We start from the raw sequence: 23,828 nt of genomic DNA on the forward strand, positions 1-23,828 counted from the left end.
TGACTAGGCCAATATCGCCAGGCCATACGTCTCCGAGAACACGTACGACGGGTACGAGGTCGACGTACGGGTACACCTCGTGCCCGGCCTGGGTGCTCACAAGCTGGAGCGACTGGAGCCGGAGCACCTGGAGAGCTTCTACCGGAAGATGCAGAGCTCCGGCAGCGCGGCCGGGACCGCTCATCACGTGCACCGCACGATCCGGGTCGCCCTCGCCGAGGCAGTGCGCCGCGGGCACGTCCCCACCAATGCGGCCGAGATCGCCAAGGCTCCGCGGCTCGAAGAGGGGGACATTGCCGTACTCGATCGAGGAGGTTCAGAGCCTCCTCCTCGAAGCGGCCAAGCTTCGCAACAGCACGCGATGGGTCGTAGCCCTGGCGCTCGGTCTCCGGCAAGGCGAGGCACTCGGGCTCCACTGGGAAGACGTCGACCTGGACGCGGGGTATGTCCGCATCCGCAAGAACCGCCTTCGGCCCAAGTACCGCCATGGCTGCGATGAGGGCGAACCGTGCGGCAGGAAGGCCGGCTACTGCCCCCAGCACGAGCAGATCCGGCGCGAACACAAGTCGACCAAGTCCCGGGCCGGACGTCGCACGATCGGCCTGCCCGATCCTCTGATCAAGCTCATCCGGCACCACCAGGAGGTACAGGCGGGGGAACGGCTGGCAGCAGGAGCCGACTGGGAGGACAAGGGATACGTCTTCGCCTCGCCCCTTGGTGGGCCGCTGGGCCCGAACACCGACTACCACGTGTGGAAGCGGCTGCTTCGGGACGCGGGCGTACGGGACGGCCGTCTTCATGACGCTCGCCACACTGCCGCGACCGTGCTTCTCCTTCTCGGCGTTCCTGACGTCGTCGTCGACTCGATCATGGGATGGGAACCCGGGGGAGCGGCACGGATGCGCGCTCGCTACATGCACATCACCGGTCCGATGCTCCGGAAGGTCGCGCAGCAAGTCGGCGACGTGCTCTGGGAGCTGCCGAAGGCGAACTGAGACGGAAACCGTCGAAGGGCCCCACCGCGAACGGTGGGGCCCTTCGACATCGTGCCCGGTGAGGCACTGGCGGAGGATACGAGATTCGAACTCGTGAGGGGTTGCCCCCAACACGCTTTCCAAGCGTGCGCCCTAGGCCACTAGGCGAATCCTCCGCCGCAAACAATACAAGACGTTGAGGAGTGCTCGCGAACTCGTTCCTCCCGCTCAGATCCTGTAGCCTGTGCGGAGCCCCTCACGTGGCGCTATCTGACTGAACTCCCCCAGGGCCGGAAGGCAGCAAGGGTAGGTTGGCTCTGGCGGGTGCGTGGGGGGCGCTTGCGTTTGCGGGCGGTGAGGGACGGGTCGGCGGTGGGGTGTCCCGGAGGAAGCCCGACGGGCGGTCCTCGTTGTCAGTGGGCGCCTATAACCTCGTATGCGTGTCGTCTCTCGCGCTGTACCGCCGTTATCGCCCGGAGTCGTTCGCCGAGGTCATCGGGCAGGAGCATGTCACCGACCCGTTGCAGCAGGCGCTGCGGAACAACCGGGTCAATCACGCGTACCTGTTCAGCGGTCCACGTGGGTGCGGGAAGACGACCAGCGCGCGGATCCTGGCGCGGTGTCTGAACTGCGAGCAGGGGCCCACGCCGACGCCGTGCGGGGAGTGCCAGTCCTGCCGGGACCTGGCGAGGAACGGGCCGGGGTCCATCGATGTCATCGAGATCGACGCCGCGTCCCACGGTGGTGTCGACGACGCCCGTGACCTGCGCGAGAAGGCATTCTTCGGGCCCGCCGGCAGCCGGTACAAGATCTACATCATCGACGAGGCCCACATGGTCACGTCGGCCGGTTTCAACGCGCTGCTCAAGGTCGTCGAGGAGCCGCCGGAGCACCTCAAGTTCATCTTCGCCACCACCGAGCCCGAGAAGGTCATCGGGACGATTCGGTCCAGGACGCACCACTATCCCTTCCGGCTCGTGCCTCCCGGGACCCTCCGGGAGTACCTGGGCGAGGTGTGCGGGCGCGAGGGCATTCCCGTCGAGGACGGAGTGCTTCCGCTTGTCGTGCGCGCCGGTGCCGGGTCCGTGCGTGACTCCATGTCCGTCATGGATCAGCTGCTCGCGGGGGCCGGCGAGGACGGTGTGACGTATGCCATGGCCACCTCGCTGCTCGGATACACGGACGGGTCTCTGCTGGACTCCGTGGTCGAGGCCTTCGCCGCGGGCGATGGTGCCGCTGCCTTCGAGGTCGTCGACCGGGTCATCGAGGGCGGAAACGATCCTCGGCGGTTCGTCGCCGACCTGCTGGAGCGGCTGCGGGACCTCGTGATCCTCGCGGCCGTGCCCGATGCCGGGGAGAAGGGGCTCATCGACGCTCCCGTCGAAGTCGTGGAGCGAATGACGGCCCAGGCCGGGGTGTTCGGCGCGGCCGAGCTGAGCCGCGCCGCCGATCTCGTCAACGAGGGGCTCACGGAGATGCGGGGGGCCACCTCGCCCCGCCTTCAGCTCGAGTTGATCTGCGCGCGGGTGCTGCTGCCCGCGGCGTACGGCGACGAGCGGTCCGTCATGGCCCGGCTCGACCGGATCGAGCGCGGGGTGAACTTCACGGGGGCGGCGGCAGCCGGAGGGCCTGCCATGGGTTACGTACCCGGGCCCGATGCGCATGCCGGGATGCAGGGCGGCGGCGGTGGTGGTGCGGTGGGCGGCTCGGGTCCGCCGGTTGCGCCCGGTAGCGGGCCCGCGGCGGCTCGGGCCGCGGTACGGGGGGCGGGGGCCCCCGGTGGCGATACGGGTCCGGGGCCGGCCCAAGCCCAGACTGCGGCCGTGCCCTCTCCCACCCAGGCCACCCCCACTCCAGCCACTCCCACTCCGGCTCCGGCCGCGCCCACTCCGGCTCCGGAACAGCCGCCCGCTCAGACTCCCTCCGCGCCCGCGACCCCCGCTGCCGGGAGTGCGCCCGGCGCCTGGCCCACCGCGACAGCCGCGGGCGGCGGCCGGCGCCCCGGTGGATGGCCGACCGCCGCACCCGCGGGCGGAGGACAGCAGTCTCCGGCCGCGTCCGGCTCGCAGGCGGCCCCTGCGCCCTCGTACACCCCTGCCGCCCCTTCGGCCGGTGCGGCGCCCGCCGCCCCCTCCGCTCCTCCGAGCGGTGGGCCCGACCCCCGCACGCTCTGGCCGAACATCCTGGAAGCGGTCAAGAACCGACGCCGCTTCACGTGGATCCTCCTGAGTCAGAACGCGCAGGTGGCCGGTTTCGACGGCACGACCCTGCAACTCGGCTTCGTCAACGCGGGCGCGCGGGACAACTTCGCGAGCAGCGGCAGCGAGGAGGTGCTGCGGCAGGCGCTGGTCGAGCAGTTCAACGTGCAGTGGAAGGTCGAGGCGGTCGTCGATCCGTCCGGCGGTTCGGCACCGCCGCCCGCACCCGGGCCCGGTTTCGGCGGTGGCTACGGGTCGGGGGGCGCCGCTGCTCCGGCGGCCCCGCGCCCCGCCCCGCAGCAGCCTTCGGCGCCGGCTCCCCGGTCCGCCGCGGCCGCCGCTCCCCAGAGCCGGCCCACGTCCACGCCCACTTCACCTCAACCTCCCTCATCCGCACCCCGCCCCTCGGCTCCGGAACCGCCCCCGATCTCTCCGGAGGACGACGTCCCGGAGGACGACGACCCGGACCTCGACGAGTCGGCTCTGTCGGGCCACGAACTGATCGTGAGAGAGCTGGGAGCGACGGTGGTGGAGGAGTTCTCGAACGAGTAGTAACGAGCAGTGACGTGCAGTAACGAGTGGTCAGGGGCACCGGCGGATGGCTTGGCGCCTCGGACGGGCCCGTGCGACCGTGCCCCTTCAGGGGTGCGGGGAACTGCCCGCTCAGCCCACTACGACCCGCACCCGAAAACGCGACAGATAGTGTGACCCCGTGAAGGTCCTAGTAATCGGCAGCGGTGCCCGCGAACACGCCCTGTGCCGCTCCCTCTCGCTCGACCCCGACGTCACCGCGCTGCACTGTGCCCCAGGCAACGCGGGCATCGCCGAGGTGGCCGAGCTGCACCAGGTCGACGCCCTCGACGGCAAGACCGTGGCCGCGCTGGCCACGGAGCTCGGCGCCGAGCTGGTGGTCGTCGGCCCGGAGGCCCCCCTCGTGGCCGGGGTCGCAGACGCCGTGCGCGAGGCGGGCATCCCGGTGTTTGGCCCCTCGAAGGAGGCCGCCCAGCTGGAGGGCTCCAAGGCCTTCGCCAAGGAGGTCATGGCGGGCGCGGGCGTACCCACCGCCCGCTCGTACGTCTGCACGACCCCCGACGAGGTCGACGAGGCGCTCGACGCCTTCGGCGCCCCGTACGTCGTGAAGGACGACGGCCTCGCGGCCGGCAAGGGCGTCGTCGTGACCGGCGACCTCGACGCGGCGAAGGCGCACGCCAATGCCTGCGACCGCGTGGTCATCGAGGAGTTCCTCGACGGTCCCGAGGTCTCCCTCTTCGCGATCACCGACGGCGAGACGGTCGTCCCGCTGCAGCCCGCCCAGGACTTCAAGCGGGCGCACGACGGCGACGAGGGCCCGAACACCGGCGGCATGGGTGCGTACTCGCCCCTCCCGTGGGCCGACCCGAAGCTGGTCGAAGAGGTCATGCAGACCGTCCTGCAGCCGACCGTCGACGAGATGCGCCGCCGCGGCACCCCCTTCTCCGGGCTCCTGTACGCCGGTCTCGCGATCACCTCGCGCGGCGTACGGGTCATCGAGTTCAACGCCCGCTTCGGCGACCCCGAGACCCAGGTTGTACTCGCCCGGCTGAAGACCCCCCTCTCCGGCGTCCTGCTCGCGTCGGCCAACGGCACCCTCGCCGACCTCGAACCCCTCCGCTGGAGCGACGACGCGGCCGTCACCGTGGTCATCGCCTCGCACAACTACCCCGGCACCCCGCGCACCGGCGACCCCATCGAAGGCCTCGACGAGGTGGCCGCACAGGACACCCCGCACGCGTACGTCCTGCACGCGGGCACGAAGCGCGACGGCGACGCGATCGTCAGCGCCGGCGGCCGGGTGCTCTCCGTCACGGCGAGCGGTACGGACCTCACACAGGCCCGCACACGCGCGTACGCGGCGGTCGACCGCATCCGCCTCGACGGCTCCCAGCACCGTACGGACATCGCCGCGAAGGTGGCAGGGGCGGCGGCAGCGGGAGTCGGGACGACGGCGGGAGCCGGGACGACAGCGGACGCCGGGACGACGGCCGGCACCGCCGGCGAGTAACCCTCGGTTACGCGCCACCACCTGCGCCATCACAGCTCCCACAACGACCCCGGGCCCCAGATCCAGCACAGGATTCGGGGCCCGTTCGTCAGCCACCTCTACCCAAAGCCATTCCATCGAGTGACCGATCCCCCATCCGGCTGACGAGGGCCAGGGCCCCAACTAGGGTGCGGCGCAAGCGTTCCGGCACTTGGCCCACCGGCATTGCGATGTCAGTCGTGGGTGCCACAGTGGGGGAGTGAGCAACGCCATGGACGTCTGTCGGCGGTGGCTGGGTATGCACGCGCCGGGCGGGCAGTAGGGGGTGACACCGGTCGTGTCCGGTATGGGTGTGGAGGTGGGCGCGCAGGCCGCGCGTTCCCGGGCTCTCGCCGTGCTGCGCATCCGCAGCAGGGCGCTGGCCGTCGCCCTGCTGCCCGCGGCCGTCGCCGTCGTGCTGCTCGTCGGCGGGTCGACGGGCCATATCGACGGCGGTGGCTGGGGAGTGGTGCGCTGGCTGGTGGCGGGGCTGGCAGTCCTCGTCCTCCTCTCCGCGGCAGCCATCGCGCTGGTCGTCGTCCGCTCCCGGCCCGCCGTGAGTCCCACGGTTCCGATCGCCGAGGAGTCGGCGCCCGACCTGTACCGCATGGTGCGGGACCTGGCCGACCGCCTCGAAGTGCCCGCGCCCTCCGCGATAGCGCTCACCCCGGACTGCGACAGCTGGCTGGAGGACCGCACCCACCCGGCCCACGGCCCGCCCCGCACGGAGCCCCAGGAAGAAGAAATAGAGGGCGTACGGGGCTTGCCGTCGGCCCATCGTCGTACGCCCGCCGCGCCCGTCCTCGTCATCGGCTCGCCCTTCCTGTGGTGGATGCGGGTCGGTGAACTGCGCGCCGTCCTCGCACCGGTCGTCGCGGGTACGGGGCCCTCGGCGCACCCCGACATAGCCGCGGCCCGCCGTTTCGTACGGGGCCTCGACGCGGCCGTGGCGGTGACGTCGTCGCCCACGCGCGGGCCCCTGTCCAGGACGGTGCTCGGCGGGGTCGGCTGGGTGGCCCGGCTTCTGCTGCGGAGCTGCCGGGGGCATGCGGCCGAGATGGAGCGGGGTGTGGCGGCCGCCGCGGCGGAGCGTGCACAGGCTGTGGATTACGGTCTGCGGATCGTCGCGCAGGAGCAGGTGGGGCTTGCGTACGCGGGCTGGGACCGGCTGCTGACCCGGGTCGCGCTGCCCGCGTGGCGCATGGGCCGCTGGCCCGCACGCCTCGACGCGGGCGTCGTCGCGGCCCTCACCGAGCTCTCCCGCCGCGATCGCCTCGCCGAGGGATTTGCCTCCCGGCTCGGCGAGCGCCCCGCCTGCGACCTCCTGGAGGAGCCCGGCGCGGTCGACGAGGCGGCGTCCCTGCTGGCCGCGCGCCTCTTCCACGGCGGGCCCGCCGAGTCCGGGCCCGACTGGGCTCCGGTCGACTGGGACGAGTATCCGGACGAGGTGGTCGACCGGAAATGGCGTACGGACGCGGCGCGGCTGCATCGGGTGCTGGACGCGCTGGGTGTGAGCCGTTCCTCCGAGCCGAGGGCCTCGGATCCGGACGGGCCTACGTTGGCCCGCGTGATGGATCACCTGAGTACGGAGGCGCTCCCGGCCGTGGAGAACGGCGGGGCGGTGTACGAGGGGGACGGCGGGCCGGAGGATGAGGCGGCGTACGAGGGGGACAGTGGGCCGGAGAGCGAGCGGAGTGCCGCGCTGGCGGCGGGGCTGAGTGCGGAGTTGGCTCGCGAGGAGGCCGCGGTGCCGGCCGAACCGTCCGCCCCGCCTGCTTCCGGTGGTCAGGCCGGACCGGACACGGCGCTCTGGGACGACGGAACGTTGCCGCTCTTCCCGCTGCAACCGCCCCGCACCGGACGCGAGTTGCTGGCCGACCATGTGGCGGCGATGGTCTGCTGCGCGGCGATGGACACGGCGGGGGCGACGCCGGGGCTCGACTGGCTGGACGGCCCGTCCCTCCTCATCAACGGCGAACGCTCCGTCGACCTGGGCCCCCGAGTCCTGAGCCTCATCGAGGACGGCGACCCCGCCCCCCTCCGAGCCTGGCTCCTCCACCTCGGCATACGCCCAGAAAAACCGGTACGCCTGGTCTGACTGGTCGTTTCACACCCACCCCCCACTCACCTAGGGGCGCGGGGAACTGCGCGCCCAGCCCAAGACGACCCGCACGTCATCCCCGAACCTCAGCCCTCACCCCCAGGGGCGCGGGGAACTGCGCACCCAGCCCCCGACAACCCGCACTAACCAGCGAACTCAAGCCACCCCAACCCCCCTGCCCAACCGCCGGAGGCAATTCGCGACGAACGGTGATGGAACGCGTGCGTAATGTGATGTGCTGGGACCGCTCATTGACATGGCAAGGGCTTACAAGGGCCGACAGGGGCTAACGGGGGCACGAGGGAGGGAATGTCGCATGGGGTCGGAGCAGATTCGCCGGTGGGAGTCGGGAGCGCTGGCGCACGCCGTCACGGACCCCTTCGGGCAGGGCCCCGTCCCCTGGCTGCGCGGCAGTGAGCACTACTTCGACGACACGGGCCAGGTCGTCCCTTGGTACGTGGACCACGCTCCACCCCCGGGCGCGACATCTCCAGGCGACGGAGACGGGCACGGACGCGGGCACCACTACCGCAGCTCCACCACCAGCACCGACCCAAGAATCCCCAACCCCCGCCACACCGCCGGAGGCCCCCGCTCGGCGGACGACGTCCACCGTCAGATCAAGGGCTTCTCCTCCACGGGCGCGGCCGCCCCCGGCGAGGCCATCGACTTCCACATCACGGTGGACCCGCCGCAGCAGTTCAGCGTGGACATCTACCGCATCGGCCACTACGGAGGCGACGGCGCCAGCAAGATCACCACCAGCCCCCGGCTCTCCGGCATCGTCCAGCCACCCCCGCTCACCGCGGACCGCACGGTCTCCTGCCACCACTGGTGGCTGTCCTGGCGGCTGCAGATTCCGTCGTACTGGAGCATCGGGGCGTACGTGGCCGTCCTCACCACGGACGACGGCTACCGCTCGCACATCCCGTTCACGGTCCGCGACAACCACCCCGCCGACCTGCTGCTCCTGCTCCCCGACATCACCTGGCAGGCGTACAACCTCTACCCGGAGGACGGCCGCACCGGCGCGAGCCTCTACCACGCGTGGGACGAGACCGGCCGGCTGCTCGGCGAGGCAGAGGCCGCGACGACGGTCTCGTTCGACCGCCCGTACGCGGGCGCGGGGCTGCCGCTCCATGTGGGCCACGCCTACGACTTCATCCGCTGGGCCGAGCGCTACGGCTACGACCTCGCGTACGCCGACGCCCGCGACCTGCACGCCGGCCGCGTCGACCCCACCCGCTACCGCGGCCTGGTCTTCCCGGGCCACGACGAGTACTGGTCGACGACCATGCGCCGCACGGTGGAACTCGCCCGCGAGCACGGCACCTCGCTCGTCTTCCTCTCCGCCAACACCATGTACTGGCAGGCGGAGTTGGGACCGTCCCCGTCCGGCGTCCCCGACCGCCTGCTCACCTGCCGAAAACGCCGCGCCCCCGGAAAACCGGCACTGTGGCGCGAAGTGGACCGCCCCGAGCAGGAGCTCCTGGGCATCCAGTACGCGGGCCGGGTCCCCGAGGCGCACCCGCTGGTCGTCCGCAACGCCGACCACTGGCTGTGGGAGGCGACCGGCGCCCACGAGGGCGACGAGCTGGAGGGCATGGTCGCGGGCGAGGCCGACCGCTACTTCCCGCGCGTCGCGCTCCCCGAGCACCGGCGCCGTATCCTCCTCTCCCACTCCCCGTACCGGGACACCGAGGGCGCGCTCCGCCACCAGGAGACCTCCCTCTACCGCGCCCCCTCCGGCGCCCTCGTCTTCGCGGCCGGCACCTTCGCCTGGTCCCCGGCCCTGGACCGCCCGGGCCACGTCGATCCCCGCGTCCAGCGCGCCACGGCCAACCTCCTGGACCGCATCTGCAAACGCGACTGACCGGACGGACCGTACCCCCGTCACCTGCGGCTTCCCGGTATGCGGGAGAATCGAGCCCATTCAGTCAGAATCACGGGGAGGAACCGTGTCCGGATTCGTCGATAAGCCCGAACCCCTCGAGGTTCCGGGTCTGGTGCATCTGCACACCGGCAAGGTGCGCGACCTGTACCAGAACGAGGCGGGCGACCTCGTGATGGTCGCCAGCGACCGCATCTCCGCGTTCGACTGGGTGCTCCCCACGGAGATCCCCGACAAGGGCCGCGTCCTGACGCAGCTCTCGCTCTGGTGGTTCGACCAGATCGCCGACCTGCTGCCGAACCACGTCCTCGGCACCGAACTCCCGCCCGGTGCCCCGGCCGCCTGGCAGGGCCGCACATTGGTCTGCAAATCGCTGCGCATGGTCCCGGTCGAGTGCGTGGCCCGCGGCTACCTCACCGGCTCGGGCCTCGCCGAGTACAACGAGACCCGTACCGTCTGCGGCCTCGCCCTCCCCGAGGGCCTGAGCGACGGCTCGGAGCTGCCCGCCCCGATCTTCACCCCGGCCACCAAGGCCGCCGTCGGCGAGCACGACGAGAACGTGTCGTACGAGGAGGTCGCCCGCCAGGTCGGTGCGGACACCGCGGCCCGGCTGCGCCAGGCGACGCTCGCCGTCTACGGCCGCGGCCGTAGCATCGCGCGCGACCGCGGGATCATCCTCGCGGACACGAAGTTCGAGTTCGGCTTCGACGGCGAGACGCTCGTCGTCGCCGACGAGGTGCTGACCCCGGACTCCTCCCGCTTCTGGCCCGCCGACCAGTGGGAGCCGGGCCGCCCGCAGCCCTCGTTCGACAAGCAGTTCGTACGCGACTGGCTGACCTCCGCCGAGTCCGGCTGGGACCGCAAGAGCGAGCAGCCGCCGCCGGCCCTGCCCCAGCAGGTCGTGGACGCGACCCGGGCCAAGTACGTGGAGGCGTACGAGCGCCTCACCGGCACCACCTGGAGCTGAGCGCACGCACGAAGAAGGCCCCGGTCGCGATGACCGGGGCCTTCTTCACTTACTGGAGCGGACGACCAGGTTCGAACTGGCGACCTCAACCTTGGCAAGGTTGCGCTCTACCAACTGAGCTACGTCCGCACTGCGCCGTGGCGCGAGAGCCACTATACCCAACCTCGCTCCCGCGCGAGCCGTACCGCCGAGTGACGGTTCTCGACCCCGAGCTTGGAGACGGCCGACGACAGGTAGTTCCGTACGGTCCCCTGCGACAGCGCGGCCCGCTCCGCGATCTCCGCGACGGGCGCCCCGTCGGCGGCCAGCTCCAGCACCTCCGCCTCCCGCGCGGTGAGCGGCGAGTCCCCGGCGGAGATCGCGTCGGCGGCCAACTCCGGGTCGACGTAACGGTTTCCGGCATGCACCGTACGGATGATCTCCGCGAGCCGCTGCGCGCTGACGGTCTTCGGGACGAACCCGCGCACACCCGCCGCAAGCGCCCGCTTCAGATGCCCCGGCCGTCCGTGACTCGTCACGATCAGCACCCGGCAGGCGGGAAGTTCGGCCCGTAGCGATGTGGCCACCCTCACACCGTCCGCCCCGGGCATCTGAAGATCGAGTACGGCGACGTCGGGTTCGTGCGCCCGAGCCATGGCCAGGGCCTCGGGCCCGCTGGCCGCCTCCGCCACGATCAGCAGATCCTCCTCGAGACCGAGCAGCGCGGCGAGCGCCCCCCGGATGAGGTGCTCGTCGTCGGCGAGCAGCAGCCGGATGGGCCGGGTCATGAGGTGACCTCTTCGTTCAAGGGGCGCGGAACGGCGGACGACGAGGAGGATGACGGAGGCAGCGGAACCTCGGCCACGACCCGGAAGAGATCACCGTCGACCGGCCCCGCCTCCAGCGTCCCGCCCACCGCCGACAACCGCTCCCGCAGCCCGGTAAGACCGGACCCCGCGCCACTGCGCGAACCCGGCACACCGCCCTTCTCTCCCCTGCCCTTCTCCGCCCGGCCTTTCTCCGCCCCGTCCCTGTCCACCTCGTCCTTTTCCACCCCGTCCGTTTCCTTTTCCACCCCGTCGTTCTCCACGGTCAGGACAACGCGAGCCCCCACCACCTCCAGCGACACACCGCACCGCCCCGCGTCCCCGTGCCGCAGCACGTTCGTGGTCGCCTCCCGTACGACCCACCCCAGCGCCGACTGCACCGCCACGGGCAGTCCCGCCGCCGAACCGGTCACCGTGCAGTCGACCCCAGCCGCCGTCAACACCCCCTGCGCGCCGGAGAGTTCGGCGCTGAGCTCGGCCTCGCGGTAGCCGCGTACGACCTCACGGATCTCCGTCTGCGACGCGTGGGCGATCCGCTGCACCTCGATCATCTGGTCCACGGCCTCGGGCCGTTCGCGTCGCGCGAGCTGGACTGCCAGCTCGCTCTTCAGGGCGATCACCGCGAGGTTGCGGCCCATCACGTCGTGCAGGTCGCGCCCGAAGCGGAGCCGTTCCTCGGCGACGGCGAGACGGGTCCGGGTCTCGCGGGCCGCGTCGAGTTCGTACACGGCGTTGAGCAGCCACACCGAGAAGACGGAGGTGAAAGCGATGAGTCCGCCGGCGAGCAGCACGGCGAACGCCATGGCCAGCGCGGCGGAACCGGGCATGCCCAGCGGGAGCGCCACAACCGCGGTACCCGCCGCGAAGCCGCCCACGATCGCCGGTACGTGCCGCCGGCTGCTGACCCCGAGCGCCAGCGTGCCCACCCCGAAGATCATCACGCCCATGAAGAGCGAGCCCGCCGCGGTGTCGGGATCGTCGCCGCCGGGACCGTGCTCCGAGAAGGCGAGCGCCCCCGTCCCGAGCAGCCCGGTGACCGTACCGAGTGCGGCGAGCAGGCGTACGGGCCGCTGCCGCCTGCCGCGTGTCCAGTCGAGCGCCCGGGACCCGGTCACCGCGACCAGCAGTGCGTGCCCGCACACCGGCAGGAGGAGCCAGACGGCCCACTCCGCTCCCACCATCCCGAAGGCCGGCAGCCCGACCCCGGCGACCTCGATCACCGCGAAGAAGTGGAAGGACCAGCGGGTGTACGTCTCGACCTTCGCCGGCGTGCTCTTCCTCCGCCACCAGGCTCCCGGCCTGCGCATACCCGAACTCCCCATCCCCATCCCCGTATCGTCCCTGTCCTCGTACGTCCCGGCGGTGGTCAGCGCCGCGGCTCCCAGCGGAACCACCGCTGTACAGCAAACACCGCGAGCGCGGTCCAGGCCACCGCCGTCGCGACGGCGCCCAGGGCGTCGTACGCGGAGAGGTTTCCCGTCCAGCCGCCGCGCACCAAGGTGATCACCGGCGACAGCGGCAGCAGTTCGCAGACGGAGGCGAGGCGGTCGGGCATGACTTCGAACGGTACGAAGGTGCCGGAGCCCATCATCGACACGAGCAGCAGCGGCATGGCCGCCACCTGGGCGCCCTCCACGCTCCTGCTGAAACTCGCCATGACCGCCGCGAGCGCGGGCCACATCACGAGCCCCAACAGCAGTCCTGCCAGCGCGAGGTGGGGCGCGTCGGGCGCTCCCACGTCGAGGAGCGCCGCGCAGGCGACCGTCAGCACCAGGCACTGCACCAGGCCGATGAGGACCGACGGCAGCGCGGCACCCGCCAGGATCTCCGCGTCCCGCAGCTCCCCGGTGCGCAGCCGCTTGAGGACGAGTTCCTCACGACGGGCGGCGTAGACGCTCACCAGCGAGCTGTAGACGGCGAAGAGCAGGGAGAACCCGACGGCGGAGGGCAGGATGACCGAGCCGACCGAGAGACCCGCCTCCTTCAGGTCCATCTCCTCGACCGCCGAACGAAGGCTCAACGGCATGACCAGCGGCACGAACACCGCCGCGAAGAACGTGGCCCTGCTGCGCCCGAGCAGCGTCAGCTCGGCCCGCGCGAGAGCCCTCATCCGCCCAGCGGCGGTCACCTCCGCACCCACCGGTGCGGTCTTCGTCACAGTCCCCGCGCTCATGCCACGCTCCCCTTCTCCGAAGCCGAAGCCGAAGCCGAAGCCGAAGCCGAAGCCGAAGCCGAAGCCGAAGCCGAAGCCGAAGCCGAAGCCGAAGCCGAAGCCGAAGCCGTCTCCGAAGACCTCTCCGAAGCCGTCGCCGACACCTCGCGGGCGATCCGCAGGAACGCCTCCTCCAGCGATCCGGACCGCACATCGAGCCCCCGCAGCTCCACCCCGGCGCGCTCGGCCCACACCAGGAGCCCGGTGGCGACCCGTTGCAGCTCGTTCGTCCGCAGCCGGAGCACCCGCCCGTCCATCTCGTGCCCGGTGATGCCGAGCTGGGCGAGCGGCGGCAGGTCGCCGGGGAAGTAGCCGGCGGGCAGCTCGAAGGAGATCCGGGACGGCTGGGTGGCGGTCACCTCGGCCGGGGTCCCGGAGACCGCGATGCGCCCCTCGTGCAGGATCGCGAGCCGGTCGGCGAGCCCCTCGGCCTCCTCCAGGTAGTGCGTGGTCAGCAGCACGGTCGTGCCCGTCTCACGCAGCTCGCGCACCAACTCCCAGGTCTCCTGGCGCCCTTCGACGTCGAGTCCGGTCGTCGGCTCGTCCAGGAAGAGCACCTCGGGCCGCCCGAGAAGCGCGAGCGCCAGGTCCAGCCGCCGCTTCTCACCCCCGGACAACTGCTTGACCCGTACGCCGGCCCGTCGCGCCATGCCGACCAGCGCCAGCGCCTCGCCCTCCGGCCGTGCCCCGCTGGTGCAGCCCGCCCACATCCGTACGGTCTCCGCGACGGTCAGCTCGGACGAGAAGCCGCCCTCCTGGAGCATGACGCCGATGCGCGGGCGTACCGCGGCGCGTTCCGTGTACGGGTCGTGGCCGAGGACCCGAACCCGACCGCCGGCCGGCGGCGCGAGGCCCTCGAGCAGTTCGACGGTGGAGGTCTTGCCCGCGCCGTTGGTCCCGAGCAGCGCGAACAGCTCCCCGCGGCCCACGGTGAAGGACACCCCTTTGACCGCCTCGAACTCGCCCCCGTACACGCGCCGCAGATCAGTGACCTCAATCACGTGTTCGTTCGTGTTCATGAGACCAGCGTCCCGGTGGCCGGCCGACGCGGGCAGTGCACGCTGTCATCGCTGCACATGACAAATGTCAGACGGGTGGTGAGCGAGGACAACGGGTGGTGAGCGAGGACATACGAGAAAGACCCCGGTCGCGATGACCGGGGCCTTACCGACTACTACTCACTGGAGCGGACGACGAGGCTCGAACTCGCGACCTCAACCTTGGCAAGGTTGCGCTCTACCAACTGAGCTACGTCCGCATTGCCTCCGACCGGCTCTCACCGATCGGCGCGGGCACCAGCCTACCTGATCCACAACTGTGGCCAGACCGGCGATGCAGAGCGGGTGACAGGAATTGCACACTGCGCCTTCCCCCTGGAAGGGGGATGTTCTGCTACTGAACTACACCCGCGTGACTCCGTGAAGCGGGCCTTCCGGCCTCGCCCCTCGGCGTGCTCCAGACTCTAGCTGATCAGCGGGGGTGCTGCGCAAGTCGGCTGCTCCCAGGGCCCGATGAGGACCCCGGGGCCCAGGCCCCGTAAGGGGCGCGGGGAACTGCGCGACCAGCCCGAACGAACCGGCACCCAACAACCGACCCGCGGAAGCCACGCCTCCCCCATGGGGGTCACTGCGCCGCGGCGAACGCCTCGTAAACCTTCTTGGGGATGCGTCCGCGGGCGGGCACCTCCAACTTGTTGGACTGCGCCCAGGCCCGCACGGCCGCCGGATCCGGCGCGACCGCGGTCTGCCGGTACGCCTTGCCGGACCGCGACCGCTTGCGGCCGGCCTCCATGTACGGCTCCAGCGCCGCACGCAGTTTCTTGGCATTGGCTTGATTCAGGTCGATCTCGTACGACTTGCCGTCCAGACCGAAGGCGATCGTTTCCGCCGCTTCCGAGCCGTCGATGTCGTCGAAGAGAGTGACTACGACACGCTGCGCCACGAATATCGGTCCCTTCGTGCGGCACCTCTCCGGCGACGCGCGATGACGTGCGGAGATGCCGACTGTCCGGCTGCTTTTATGAGCGATTGGGCAAAGTATCGGCTATTGCCAATTCATTTGTACAGTGCCCGGCAATCCAATGTGAAGCTCGACTAAATCTCTTGGCGTGTCCCAGGGCAATAGGGAGCCGGGTCTCGATCCGGATCTTTCCCAGGATTTTTCGTGAAGGTAGCCCGTCGATAGGCCGTTGATGCGGAATCGTGATGGCCGTCACGTAGATTCCTACGAATCTACCCGCGTAGAATTTTTGTGCGGGTAGTCTGAAGGAACCTGCTCAGCACCACACACCGGGAGTGCCAGTGGCACGCGTCGTAGTCGACGTCATGCTCAAGCCGGAGATCCTCGACCCCCAGGGCCAGGCGGTGCAGCGTGCACTGCCGCGCCTCGGTTTCGAGGGCGTCTCCGACGTACGTCAGGGAAAGCGATTCGAACTGGAAGTGGACGGACCGGTGGACGACGCCGCGCTCGCCCGCATCCATGAACTTGCGGAATCCTTCCTCGCCAACACCGTGATCGAAGACTTCACCGTCAAGGTGGAGGAAGTCGCGGAGGTCGGAAAGTGACCGCTCGTATTGGCGTCGTCACTTTCCCGGGCAGCCTCGACGACCGGGACACCCAGCGTGCGATCAAGCTCGCCGGTGCCGAACCCGTCGCTCTCTGGCACAAGGACAAGGACCTCAAGCAGGTCGACGCCGTGGTGCTGCCCGGCGGTTTCTCGTACGGCGACTATCTGCGCACCGGAGCGATCTCGCGCTTCTCGCCGGTGATGGAGACCGTCATTGAACAGGCGAAGTCGGGAATGCCTGTACTGGGCATCTGTAACGGCTTCCAGATCCTCACCGAGGCCCATCTCCTCCCGGGCGGGATGCTCGGCAACGACCACCTGCACTTCATCTGCCGTGACCAGAAGTTGCGGGTGGAGAACGCGGACACCGCCTGGACCGTCGACTACGAGTCCGGCCAGGAGATCCACGTTCCGCTGAAGAACATGGACGGGCGGTACGTCGCCGACGAGCGCACCCTCGACATGCTGGAGGCGGAGGGCCGGGTTGCCTTCCGTTATGTGGACTTCAACCCCAATGGCTCGCTTCGCGACATCGCCGGCATCACGAACGAGGCGGGCAACGTCGTCGGCCTGATGCCGCACCCGGAGCACGCGGTCGAGCCCCTCATCGGGTCCGGTCGCACCGACGGCCTCCCCTTCTTCACCTCGATCCTCAAGAAGCTGGTCAACGCATGAGCCGGACGCCTCTGGACACGGTCGAGCACGCGGCCGAGACCCCCGACGTCGAGCTGCCCTGGGCCGAACTGGGCCTGAAGAAGGACGAGTACGAGCGGGTCGTGGAGATCCTCGGCCGCCGGCCCACCGGTGCCGAGCTCGCCATGTACTCGGTCATGTGGTCCGAGCACTGCTCGTACAAGTCCTCCAAGGTCCATCTCAAGCAGTTCGGCGAGAAGGCCCCCCAGTCGGACGCCCTCCTCGTCGGCATCGGTGAGAACGCCGGTGTCGTGGACGTCGGCCAGGGTTACGCGGTCACCTTCAAGGTCGAGTCGCACAACCACCCGTCGTACGTGGAGCCCTATCAGGGCGCGGCCACAGGCGTCGGCGGCATCGTGCGCGACATCATCGCGATGGGCGCGCGGCCGGTCGCCGTCGTCGACCCGCTGCGCTTCGGCGCGGCCGACCACCCCGACACCAAGCGTGTCCTGCCGGGTGTCGTGGCGGGCATCGGCGGCTACGGCAACTGCCTGGGCCTGCCCAACATCGGCGGCGAGGTCGTCTTCGACGCCTGCTACCAGGGCAACCCGCTGGTCAACGCCGGTGCCATCGGCGTCATGCGGCACGAGGACATCCACCTCGCGAAGGCGTCCGGCGCGGGCAACAAGGTCATCCTGTACGGGGCCCGGACCGGCGGCGACGGCATCGGCGGCGCCTCCATCCTCGCCTCCGAGACCTTCGACGACGCCAAGCCCTCCAAGCGCCCGGCCGTCCAGGTCGGCGACCCCTTCCAGGAGAAGCTGCTCATCGAGTGCACGCTCGAGGCCTTCGCCGAGAAGCTGGTCGTGGGTATCCAGGACCTGGGTGCGGCCGGACTGTCCTGCGCGACAAGCGAGTTGGCGTCCAACGGCTCCGGCGGCATGCGCGTGACGCTGGACGACGTACCGCTGCGCGACTCGACCCTCTCGCCCGAGGAAATCCTCATGAGCGAGTCGCAGGAACGCATGTGCGCGGTCGTCGAGCCGGAGAAGGTCGACCGGTTCCTCGAGATCTGCGACAAGTGGGACGTCATCGCCACGGTCATCGGCGAGGTGACCGACGGCGACCGGCTTGAGATCTACTGGCACGGCGGCAAGATCGTCGACGTCGACCCGCGCACGGTCGCGCACGACGGCCCGGTCTACGAGCGCCCGTACGCCCGGCCGTCCTGGCAGGACGCGCTGCAGGCGGACGACGCCAACAAGCTGCCCAGGCCCGCTACTTCCGATGAGCTCAAGGACCAGGTCCTCAAGCTGGTCGGCTCCCCGAACCAGGCCTCCAAGTCCTGGATCACCTCCCAGTACGACCACTTCGTGCAGGGCAACACGGTCCTCGCCCAGCCCGAGGACTCGGGCATGATCCGCATCGACGAGGAGTCCGGGCTCGGCGTCGCCATCGCCACGGACGGCAACGGCCGCTACACCAAACTGGACCCGTACCACGGCGCCCAGTTGGCCCTCGCCGAGGCGTACCGGAACGTCGCGACGACCGGTGCGAAGCCGCTCGCCGTCTCCGACTGCCTGAACTTCGGTTCGCCCGAAGACCCGGCCGTCATGTGGCAGTTCGCGGAGGCCATCCGCGGACTGGCCGACGCCTGCCAGCAGTTGGGCACGCCGGTGACCGGCGGGAACGTCTCGCTCTACAACCAGACGGGCGAGGCCGCCATCCACCCGACGCCGGTCGTGGCCGTGCTGGGAGTCATCGACGATGTCGCCCGTCGCACGCCGGTCGCGTTCCAGGAGGAGGGGCAGCTGCTCTACCTGCTGGGCGAGACGCGTGAGGAGTTCGGCGGTTCGGCCTGGTCGCAGGTCGTCCACGACCACCTCGGCGGGCTGCCTCCGCAGGTCGACCTGGAGCGTGAGCGGCTGCTCGGCGAGATCCTGATCTCCGCCTCCCGTGACGGCATGATCGACTCCGCGCACGACCTGTCCGACGGCGGTCTTGTCCAGGCCGTGGTCGAGTCGGCGCTGCTCGGCGGCAAGGGCGCGCGCCTCGTCGTACCCGACGGGCTCGACGCCTTCACCTTCCTCCTCTCCGAGTCCGCGGGCCGCGCGATCGTCGCGATCCCGCGCTCCGAGGAGGTCCGCTTCAACGACATGTGCGGGGCGCGCGGCCTGCCCGTCACCCGCATCGGTGTCGTCGACGGAGACGCGGTGGAGGTCCAGGGCGAGTTCACCCTCACCCTGGCCGAGCTGCGCACGGCGCACGAAGGGACGATCCCGGCGCTGCTCGCGTAAGGCTGGGGCGTGAAGGCGTGAAGCCTTCCGCGATACGTAGTTGAAGGCCCCGTCCGGATTCCGGGCGGGGCCTTCGGCATGCCCCAGCCCAAGCGGTCCGCTCCGCCTGCCTCCCCTTGACCGCTTCTACGTAATTACGTAATCTCGTTCCATGGATCTGGAGCAGCGCGTCGCGGAGCTGGAGCGGCGTCTCGACGCCCTGGAGAGCAAGCCCTCTGTGCACGTGGGCGACGGCGACTTCTGGGCGCTCGAAGGGCTCAAGGAGCAGCTGGCCCACGTCGCCGACGGCGGCGTGCTGTTCACGGGCGCTGTTCGGCTGCCGACCGAGGAGCGGTACGAGTGGCAGTACGGCATGCTCACCGAGCAGCTGCTCGACGCCGACTGGAGTGAAGCCGCCGAGGCATTCGCCGCGCTCGGGCATGCCATGCGGCTGCGACTGCTCCGCGAGATCCTCGGCGGCCGGCGCACGGCCACCGAGCTGACCGAGCTCGACGACGTGGGTACGAGCGGCCAGATCTACCACCACCTGCGGCAGCTGACCGCCGCGGGCTGGCTGCAGTCGGCCGGGCGCGGACGTTACGTGATCCCGGCGGGCCGCGTCGTCCCGCTCCTCGTGGCGCTGGCCACGGCCCGCCCGGTCTGAAAGCGATCGCCGCATCTCTGGGGGAACGATGTCCATACGCAAGACCGCGATGATCCTGTTCCGAGCGCTCCTGCTGACCTTCTTCGCCGTGGTGATCGGGAACCGCCTCGCCGACTTCCCGATCTCCAGGTGGTGGACCTTCCTGCCGCTGGCGGCCGCCCTCGCCATCGGCGTGGCCGTGAGCCTGAGCGGGAACCGGCGCAAGGGCGCCGACCGGGCGTCGGTCGAGGTGGGTCCGCCGGTCAGGGGCCGGTGGTCCGCGCTCAACAGCCCTGCCGACAAGGTGCCGAGTCATGGCACGCACGCGTACGGGCAGACGTACGCGATCGACATCGTGGCGGAGCCGGAGGCCACAGGGGCGGAGCCCGAGGGCACTGTGGCGGAGTCCGAGGACGGTCCGAGGACCCGCCCCGGTTTCGCCGTGCTGTGGCCCGTGGTCCGGCGTCCGCGGATCTTCCCTGCCTTCGACGAGCCGGTGTACGCCGTGGCCGACGCCACCGTCGTGCATGCCTCCGACTGGCGGCGCGACCATCTCAGCCGCAACTCCTGGCCCGCGCTCGTCTATCTGATGCTGGTCGAGGCCGGCGTGCGGGATACCGGCGGCGCCGCCTGGATCACCGGCAACCACGTCGTCCTCGACCTGGGCGACGGCGTGTACGCGATGTACGCGCACCTGCGGCGGGGCTCCCTCACCGTCCGGCCGGGCGACCGCGTACGGGCAGGTCAGCAGATCGCCCGCTGCGGCAACTCCGGCAACTCCACCGAACCGCATGTCCACTTCCAGCTGATGGACGGCCCGGACCCGGACTCGGCCCGCGGCATCCCGTTCAGCTGGCAGGGCATCGGCGTCCCGGCCAACGGCGAGACGTTCACGGCCGCGGAAACTCCGTCCGCCGCCCCCGGAGCCTGAGCCCGCCGCCCGTGCCCGCAGGGCCGCGGGGCACCCGACACATGCGGCTCCGCCGCGTGGGTGCGACCAGCGCGGACTGTGCCCCGTAAGGGGCGCGGGGCTGTGACATTTGCGGCTCCGCCGCGTGGGCGCGACCAGCCACGACCGGCCTGCAGTTGGCGAATGACAGACAGTTTCCCGGCCAAACCCAGCGGAGCGCTTAGGCTCCTGACCATGCCGCCGGCCAAGAAGCGCACCCGTACCTACGACTCGACGAAGACCCGCGTGGCGGTGCTCGCGCAGTTGGGGAACGTACGAGAAGCGGTACGGACGCTCGACGGAGACCAGCTCGCCCTCCCCACCCGCCTGGGCGACTGGACCGTACGCGACCTGGCCGCACACATCACCATGGCCGTCGAGACCGTCAGCCGGAACCTCGAGCGGGACGAACCGGACAAGGCGGAGCTCTCCCTGCTGGACTGGCCGTTCGCGACCGCCGCCAGGGCGGACGACATCGACGCGGACACCCGGGAGCTGGCCAGGGCGAACCCCGACCTCGACGCGCTCTACGACCGCACCGGGCGGCGCCTCGCCGAGCGCCTGGCGGCGGCCCCCGACAACCGGCTGCTCGCCGCCCGCACGGGCTCCATGACCCTCGCCGACTACCTCGTCACCCGCACGGTGGAGCTGGTTGTCCACACGGACGACCTGAACGCGGCCGTGCCGGGACTCGACATTCCCCACAACCGCCATGCCCTCGCCGCCTGCACCCGTCTCCTGGCCGACGCGCTCGCGGTGAAGGCGCCCGGCGCCTCCACGGAGGTGCGTGTGCCGCCGTACGCGGTCGTGCAGTGCGTGGCGGGCCCGCGGCACACGCGCGGCACCCCGCCGAACGTCGTCGAGACCGACCCGCTGACCTGGATCCGGCTCGTGACCGGCCGTAAGGAGTGGCAGACGGCCCTCGCCGACGCCGAGGCCAGCGCAAGCGGGGAGCGGGCCGACCTGGGCGGACTGCTGCCCCTGATGCGCTGACCGAGGCCCCGGCCATCGCTCGGGACCACGTGTCGGCCGTTGCGCGGCCGTTATTCCGCGAGGGAACCAACCACCCCACCCGTCCCGTCAAAGCGGCATGCACACGCAGCGTCTTACCCTCAGCGCCCGCCGCGGCCTCAGCGCCCGAGCCGGTCTCAGTGCCCTGGCCGTCACCGGGCTCCTCGCCACCGCCGCCTGCGGCACGGAGAGCGGCGACGACTCCGGCTCCGGTTCCGTCGGCTCCCGCCCGGCCGCCGAGATCACCGGCAAGCAGTGGAACGTGGAGAGCGTGACCGTCGACGGCACGACGCGGAAGGCCCCGGCCGGCGCCCACATCGAGTTCGGCAAGGACGGCAAGGTGGGCGGCAACTACGGCTGCAACCACTTCGGGGCGAGCGCCGAGATCGAGGGCGACACGATCAAGATCAGCGACGACACGATCAAGACCAAGATGGCCTGCACCACCGAGGGGACGATGGACTTCGAGTCCCAGCTCGGCGGCGCGATCTCCGGCAGCACGGTCAAGGCCGAGGTCGACGACGGCAAGCTGAAGCTCACCACGCAGGACGGGTACACCGTGAACCTCACCGCCGAGAAGCCCGCCGAGCTCTACGGCACGAAGTGGAACGTCACCTCGATGGTGAAGGGCGACGCGAAGGGCGACTCTGCCGTGCCGCTGTCCTCCGAGGCCGACGGCAAGGTCCACCTCACCTTCGGCGAGGACGGCACCGTCCGCGGCCAGCTCGGCTGCAACAGGGTGACGGCGAAGGCGACGGTCGGCGACGGCAGTATCACTCTTGGCACGGCCGGCACCACCCGGAAGATGTGCTCCGCCTCACTCATGGACACCGAGAAGGCCCTCCTGAAGCTCTTCGACAGCACGGTGAAATACCAGCTGAAGGGCAGCACCCTCACGCTGACCAGCGAAAACGGCACAGGCGTCGAAGCGGTCGCCGGCAAGTGATCCATTAGGGTCCCGAATCGCCAATTCGGACCAGTGGTCGATCTCGCCTACACTCGGTGGCGTGCCACGTGGTGACGGTCGACTCAGTCATGATCTGCTCCCCGGCGAGAAAGGCCCCCAGGACGCATGCGGCGTCTTCGGAGTCTGGGCTCCCGGTGAAGAGGTCGCCAAGCTCACTTACTTCGGGCTGTACGCCCTCCAGCATCGGGGCCAGGAATCCGCGGGTATCGCGGTGAGCAACGGCTCCAAGATCCTCGTCTTCAAGGACATGGGCCTCGTGTCCCAGGTCTTCGACGAGGCCTCTCTCGGTTCGCTCCTGGGTCATATCGCGGTCGGTCACGCCCGCTACTCGACCACCGGTGCCTCCACCTGGGAGAACGCCCAGCCCACCTTCCGTGCCACCGCGCACGGCTCCATCGCGCTCGGCCACAACGGCAACCTGGTCAACACGGCCGAGCTCGCCGAGATGGTCGCCGACCTGCCCAAGCAGGAGGGCCGCACCCCGCGTGTGGCGGCCACCAACGACACCGACCTGCTCACGGCCCTCCTGGCCGCCCAGGTCGACGACGACGGCCAACCGCTGACCATTGAAGAGGCCTCCGCCAGGATCCTCCCGCAGGTCAAGGGCGCCTTCTCCCTCGTCTTCATGGACGAGCACACGCTGTATGCGGCCCGTGACCCGCAGGGCATCCGCCCGCTGGTCCTCGGGCGCCTGGAGCGCGGCTGGGTCGTCGCCTCCGAGTCCGCCGCCCTGGACATCTGCGGCGCCGCCTACGTCCGCGAGATCGAGCCGGGCGAGTTCGTCGCCATCGACGAGAACGGCCTGCGAACCTCCCGATTCGCGGAAGCGAAGCCCAAGGGCTGTGTCTTCGAGTACGTGTATCTGGCCCGCCCGGACACCGACATCGCCGGCCGGAACGTGTACCTCTCCCGGGTCGAGATGGGCCGCCGCCTCGCCAAGGAAGCCCCCGTCGAGGCCGATCTGGTCATAGCGACCCCGGAGTCCGGCACGCCCGCCGCGATCGGTTACGCGGAGGCCTCCGGCATTCCGTTCGGCGCCGGCCTGGTGAAGAACGCGTATGTGGGCCGGACCTTCATCCAGCCTTCACAGACCATCCGCCAGCTGGGCATCCGCCTCAAGCTGAATCCGCTCAAGGAAGTCATCAAGGGCAAGCGCCTGGTCGTCGTCGACGACTCGATCGTGCGCGGCAACACGCAGCGCGCACTGGTCCGGATGCTCCGGGAAGCGGGCGCGGCGGAAGTCCACATCCGGATCTCCTCGCCCCCCGTGAAGTGGCCCTGCTTCTTCGGCATCGACTTCGCGACCCGCGCCGAGCTGATCGCCAACGGCATGACCATCGAAGAGATCGGCACCTCGCTCGGCGCCGACTCCCTCTCGTACATCTCCATCGACGGCATGATCGAGGCCACGACCATCGACAAGCCGAACCTCTGCCGCGCCTGCTTCGACGGCGAGTACCCGATGGATCTCCCGGACCCCGAGCTGCTGGGCAAGCAGCTCCTGGAGACCGAGCTGGCGGCGGGCCCAGCCGCCACGGCCGCGGCCGACGCGATCCGTCGCCCGTAAGACCTCGC

Annotated in this window: 18 protein-coding genes, 4 tRNA genes, 1 other RNA gene and 1 pseudogene; 15 read left to right on the plus strand and 9 right to left on the minus strand. The window is 70.4% G+C overall.

Features of this window, described 5'->3' with window-relative positions; translation table 11 throughout:
- Positions 1 to 10: 10 nt before the first annotated feature.
- Positions 11 to 995 (plus strand): annotated as a pseudogene (locus GAS53_RS19680) (tyrosine-type recombinase/integrase); the annotation flags it as partial.
- Between the two features lie 67 nt (positions 996 to 1,062).
- On the opposite strand, the gene GAS53_RS19685 reads toward GAS53_RS19680, so the two are convergent.
- Positions 1,063 to 1,150, minus strand: a tRNA-Ser gene (locus tag GAS53_RS19685).
- A 71-nt stretch (positions 1,151 to 1,221) separates the two neighbouring features.
- Between GAS53_RS19685 and ffs the strand changes: the two genes are divergently transcribed.
- The 6 genes from ffs to GAS53_RS19715 all read left to right on the plus strand — a co-directional run bounded on the left by ffs (position 1,222) and on the right by GAS53_RS19715 (position 10,190).
- Positions 1,222 to 1,320, plus strand: an RNA gene (gene ffs, locus GAS53_RS19690) — signal recognition particle sRNA small type.
- A gap of 94 nt (positions 1,321 to 1,414) precedes the next feature.
- Positions 1,415 to 3,724 (plus strand): DNA polymerase III subunit gamma and tau, encoded by a 2,310-nt coding sequence (locus GAS53_RS19695; protein ID WP_151478941.1) that lies wholly within the window; start codon positions 1,415 to 1,417, stop codon positions 3,722 to 3,724.
- A gap of 160 nt (positions 3,725 to 3,884) precedes the next feature.
- Positions 3,885 to 5,213, plus strand: a complete 1,329-nt coding sequence (gene purD, locus GAS53_RS19700) for a phosphoribosylamine--glycine ligase (RefSeq protein ID WP_225859004.1) — start codon at positions 3,885 to 3,887, stop codon at positions 5,211 to 5,213.
- Positions 5,214 to 5,538: 325 nt separating this feature from the next.
- A complete protein-coding gene (locus tag GAS53_RS19705) occupies positions 5,539 to 7,329 on the plus strand; it encodes a hypothetical protein (protein WP_192583184.1) in 1,791 nt (596 codons plus the stop codon).
- A gap of 319 nt (positions 7,330 to 7,648) precedes the next feature.
- Positions 7,649 to 9,205 (plus strand): N,N-dimethylformamidase beta subunit family domain-containing protein, encoded by a 1,557-nt coding sequence (locus tag GAS53_RS19710; RefSeq protein WP_151478943.1) that lies wholly within the window; start codon positions 7,649 to 7,651, stop codon positions 9,203 to 9,205.
- Between the two features lie 85 nt (positions 9,206 to 9,290).
- Positions 9,291 to 10,190, plus strand: coding sequence for a phosphoribosylaminoimidazolesuccinocarboxamide synthase (locus tag GAS53_RS19715; RefSeq protein WP_151478944.1), 900 nt, complete (start codon positions 9,291 to 9,293; stop codon positions 10,188 to 10,190).
- 53 nt (positions 10,191 to 10,243) lie between these two features.
- Here the strand turns inward: GAS53_RS19715 and GAS53_RS19720 are convergent.
- The 8 genes from GAS53_RS19720 to GAS53_RS19755 all read right to left on the minus strand — a co-directional run bounded on the left by GAS53_RS19720 (position 10,244) and on the right by GAS53_RS19755 (position 15,149).
- Positions 10,244 to 10,319 (minus strand) — tRNA-Gly (locus GAS53_RS19720).
- Positions 10,320 to 10,342: 23 nt separating this feature from the next.
- Complete coding sequence (locus tag GAS53_RS19725; RefSeq protein ID WP_151478945.1) at positions 10,343 to 10,957, minus strand: response regulator transcription factor; 615 nt, start codon at positions 10,955 to 10,957, stop codon at positions 10,343 to 10,345.
- Entirely contained in the window at positions 10,954 to 12,303 is a 1,350-nt protein-coding gene (locus GAS53_RS19730; RefSeq protein WP_151478946.1) for a sensor histidine kinase, read from the minus strand. The genes GAS53_RS19725 and GAS53_RS19730 overlap by 4 nt, the downstream gene beginning before the upstream one ends.
- Positions 12,304 to 12,362: 59 nt before the next feature.
- A complete protein-coding gene (locus GAS53_RS19735) occupies positions 12,363 to 13,169 on the minus strand; it encodes an ABC transporter permease (RefSeq protein WP_151478947.1) in 807 nt (268 codons plus the stop codon).
- The gene (locus tag GAS53_RS19740; RefSeq protein ID WP_151478948.1) at positions 13,166 to 14,227 is read right to left on the minus strand and encodes an ABC transporter ATP-binding protein; all 1,062 of its coding nucleotides are present in this window, start codon (positions 14,225 to 14,227) and stop codon (positions 13,166 to 13,168) included. Before GAS53_RS19740 ends, GAS53_RS19735 begins: the two co-directional genes overlap by 4 nt.
- A gap of 163 nt (positions 14,228 to 14,390) precedes the next feature.
- Positions 14,391 to 14,466: transfer RNA gene (locus GAS53_RS19745), tRNA-Gly, on the minus strand.
- An 80-nt stretch (positions 14,467 to 14,546) separates the two neighbouring features.
- A tRNA-Gly gene (locus tag GAS53_RS19750) sits at positions 14,547 to 14,618 on the minus strand.
- 213 nt (positions 14,619 to 14,831) lie between these two features.
- Positions 14,832 to 15,149, minus strand: a complete 318-nt coding sequence (locus GAS53_RS19755; protein WP_151478949.1) for a histone-like nucleoid-structuring protein Lsr2 — start codon at positions 15,147 to 15,149, stop codon at positions 14,832 to 14,834.
- A gap of 359 nt (positions 15,150 to 15,508) precedes the next feature.
- On the opposite strand from GAS53_RS19755, the gene purS reads away from it, so the two are divergent.
- The 8 genes from purS (at position 15,509) to purF (ending at position 23,820) form a co-directional block, all read left to right on the plus strand.
- A complete protein-coding gene (gene purS / locus GAS53_RS19760; protein WP_033526749.1) occupies positions 15,509 to 15,772 on the plus strand; it encodes a phosphoribosylformylglycinamidine synthase subunit PurS in 264 nt (87 codons plus the stop codon).
- Complete coding sequence (gene purQ / locus GAS53_RS19765) at positions 15,769 to 16,449, plus strand: phosphoribosylformylglycinamidine synthase subunit PurQ (protein ID WP_151478950.1); 681 nt, start codon at positions 15,769 to 15,771, stop codon at positions 16,447 to 16,449. The genes purS and purQ overlap by 4 nt, the downstream gene beginning before the upstream one ends.
- Positions 16,446 to 18,704 carry a phosphoribosylformylglycinamidine synthase subunit PurL gene (gene purL / locus GAS53_RS19770; RefSeq protein ID WP_151478951.1) on the plus strand — a complete coding sequence of 753 codons (2,259 nt, stop codon included), beginning with the start codon at positions 16,446 to 16,448 and terminating at the stop codon, positions 18,702 to 18,704. Before purQ ends, purL begins: the two co-directional genes overlap by 4 nt.
- A 151-nt stretch (positions 18,705 to 18,855) precedes the next feature.
- Positions 18,856 to 19,347 carry an ArsR/SmtB family transcription factor gene (locus GAS53_RS19775; protein ID WP_151478952.1) on the plus strand — a complete coding sequence of 164 codons (492 nt, stop codon included), beginning with the start codon at positions 18,856 to 18,858 and terminating at the stop codon, positions 19,345 to 19,347.
- Between the two features lie 28 nt (positions 19,348 to 19,375).
- On the plus strand, positions 19,376 to 20,257 hold the full coding sequence (locus GAS53_RS19780) for a M23 family metallopeptidase (protein WP_151478953.1): 882 nt from the start codon (positions 19,376 to 19,378) through the stop codon (positions 20,255 to 20,257).
- 213 nt (positions 20,258 to 20,470) lie between these two features.
- Positions 20,471 to 21,268: a maleylpyruvate isomerase family mycothiol-dependent enzyme gene (locus GAS53_RS19785; RefSeq protein WP_151478954.1), complete on the plus strand. Its 798-nt coding sequence runs from the start codon at positions 20,471 to 20,473 to the stop codon at positions 21,266 to 21,268.
- A 97-nt stretch (positions 21,269 to 21,365) separates the two neighbouring features.
- On the plus strand, positions 21,366 to 22,232 hold the full coding sequence (locus GAS53_RS19790) for an META domain-containing protein (RefSeq protein ID WP_151478955.1): 867 nt from the start codon (positions 21,366 to 21,368) through the stop codon (positions 22,230 to 22,232).
- 61 nt (positions 22,233 to 22,293) lie between these two features.
- Positions 22,294 to 23,820: an amidophosphoribosyltransferase gene (gene purF / locus GAS53_RS19795; RefSeq protein ID WP_151478956.1), complete on the plus strand. Its 1,527-nt coding sequence runs from the start codon at positions 22,294 to 22,296 to the stop codon at positions 23,818 to 23,820.
- The last annotated feature ends 8 nt before the right edge of the window (positions 23,821 to 23,828 follow it).

The organism is Streptomyces albicerus (genome assembly GCF_008905045.1).
Classification (GTDB): Bacteria; Actinomycetota; Actinomycetes; order Streptomycetales; family Streptomycetaceae; genus Streptomyces; species Streptomyces albicerus.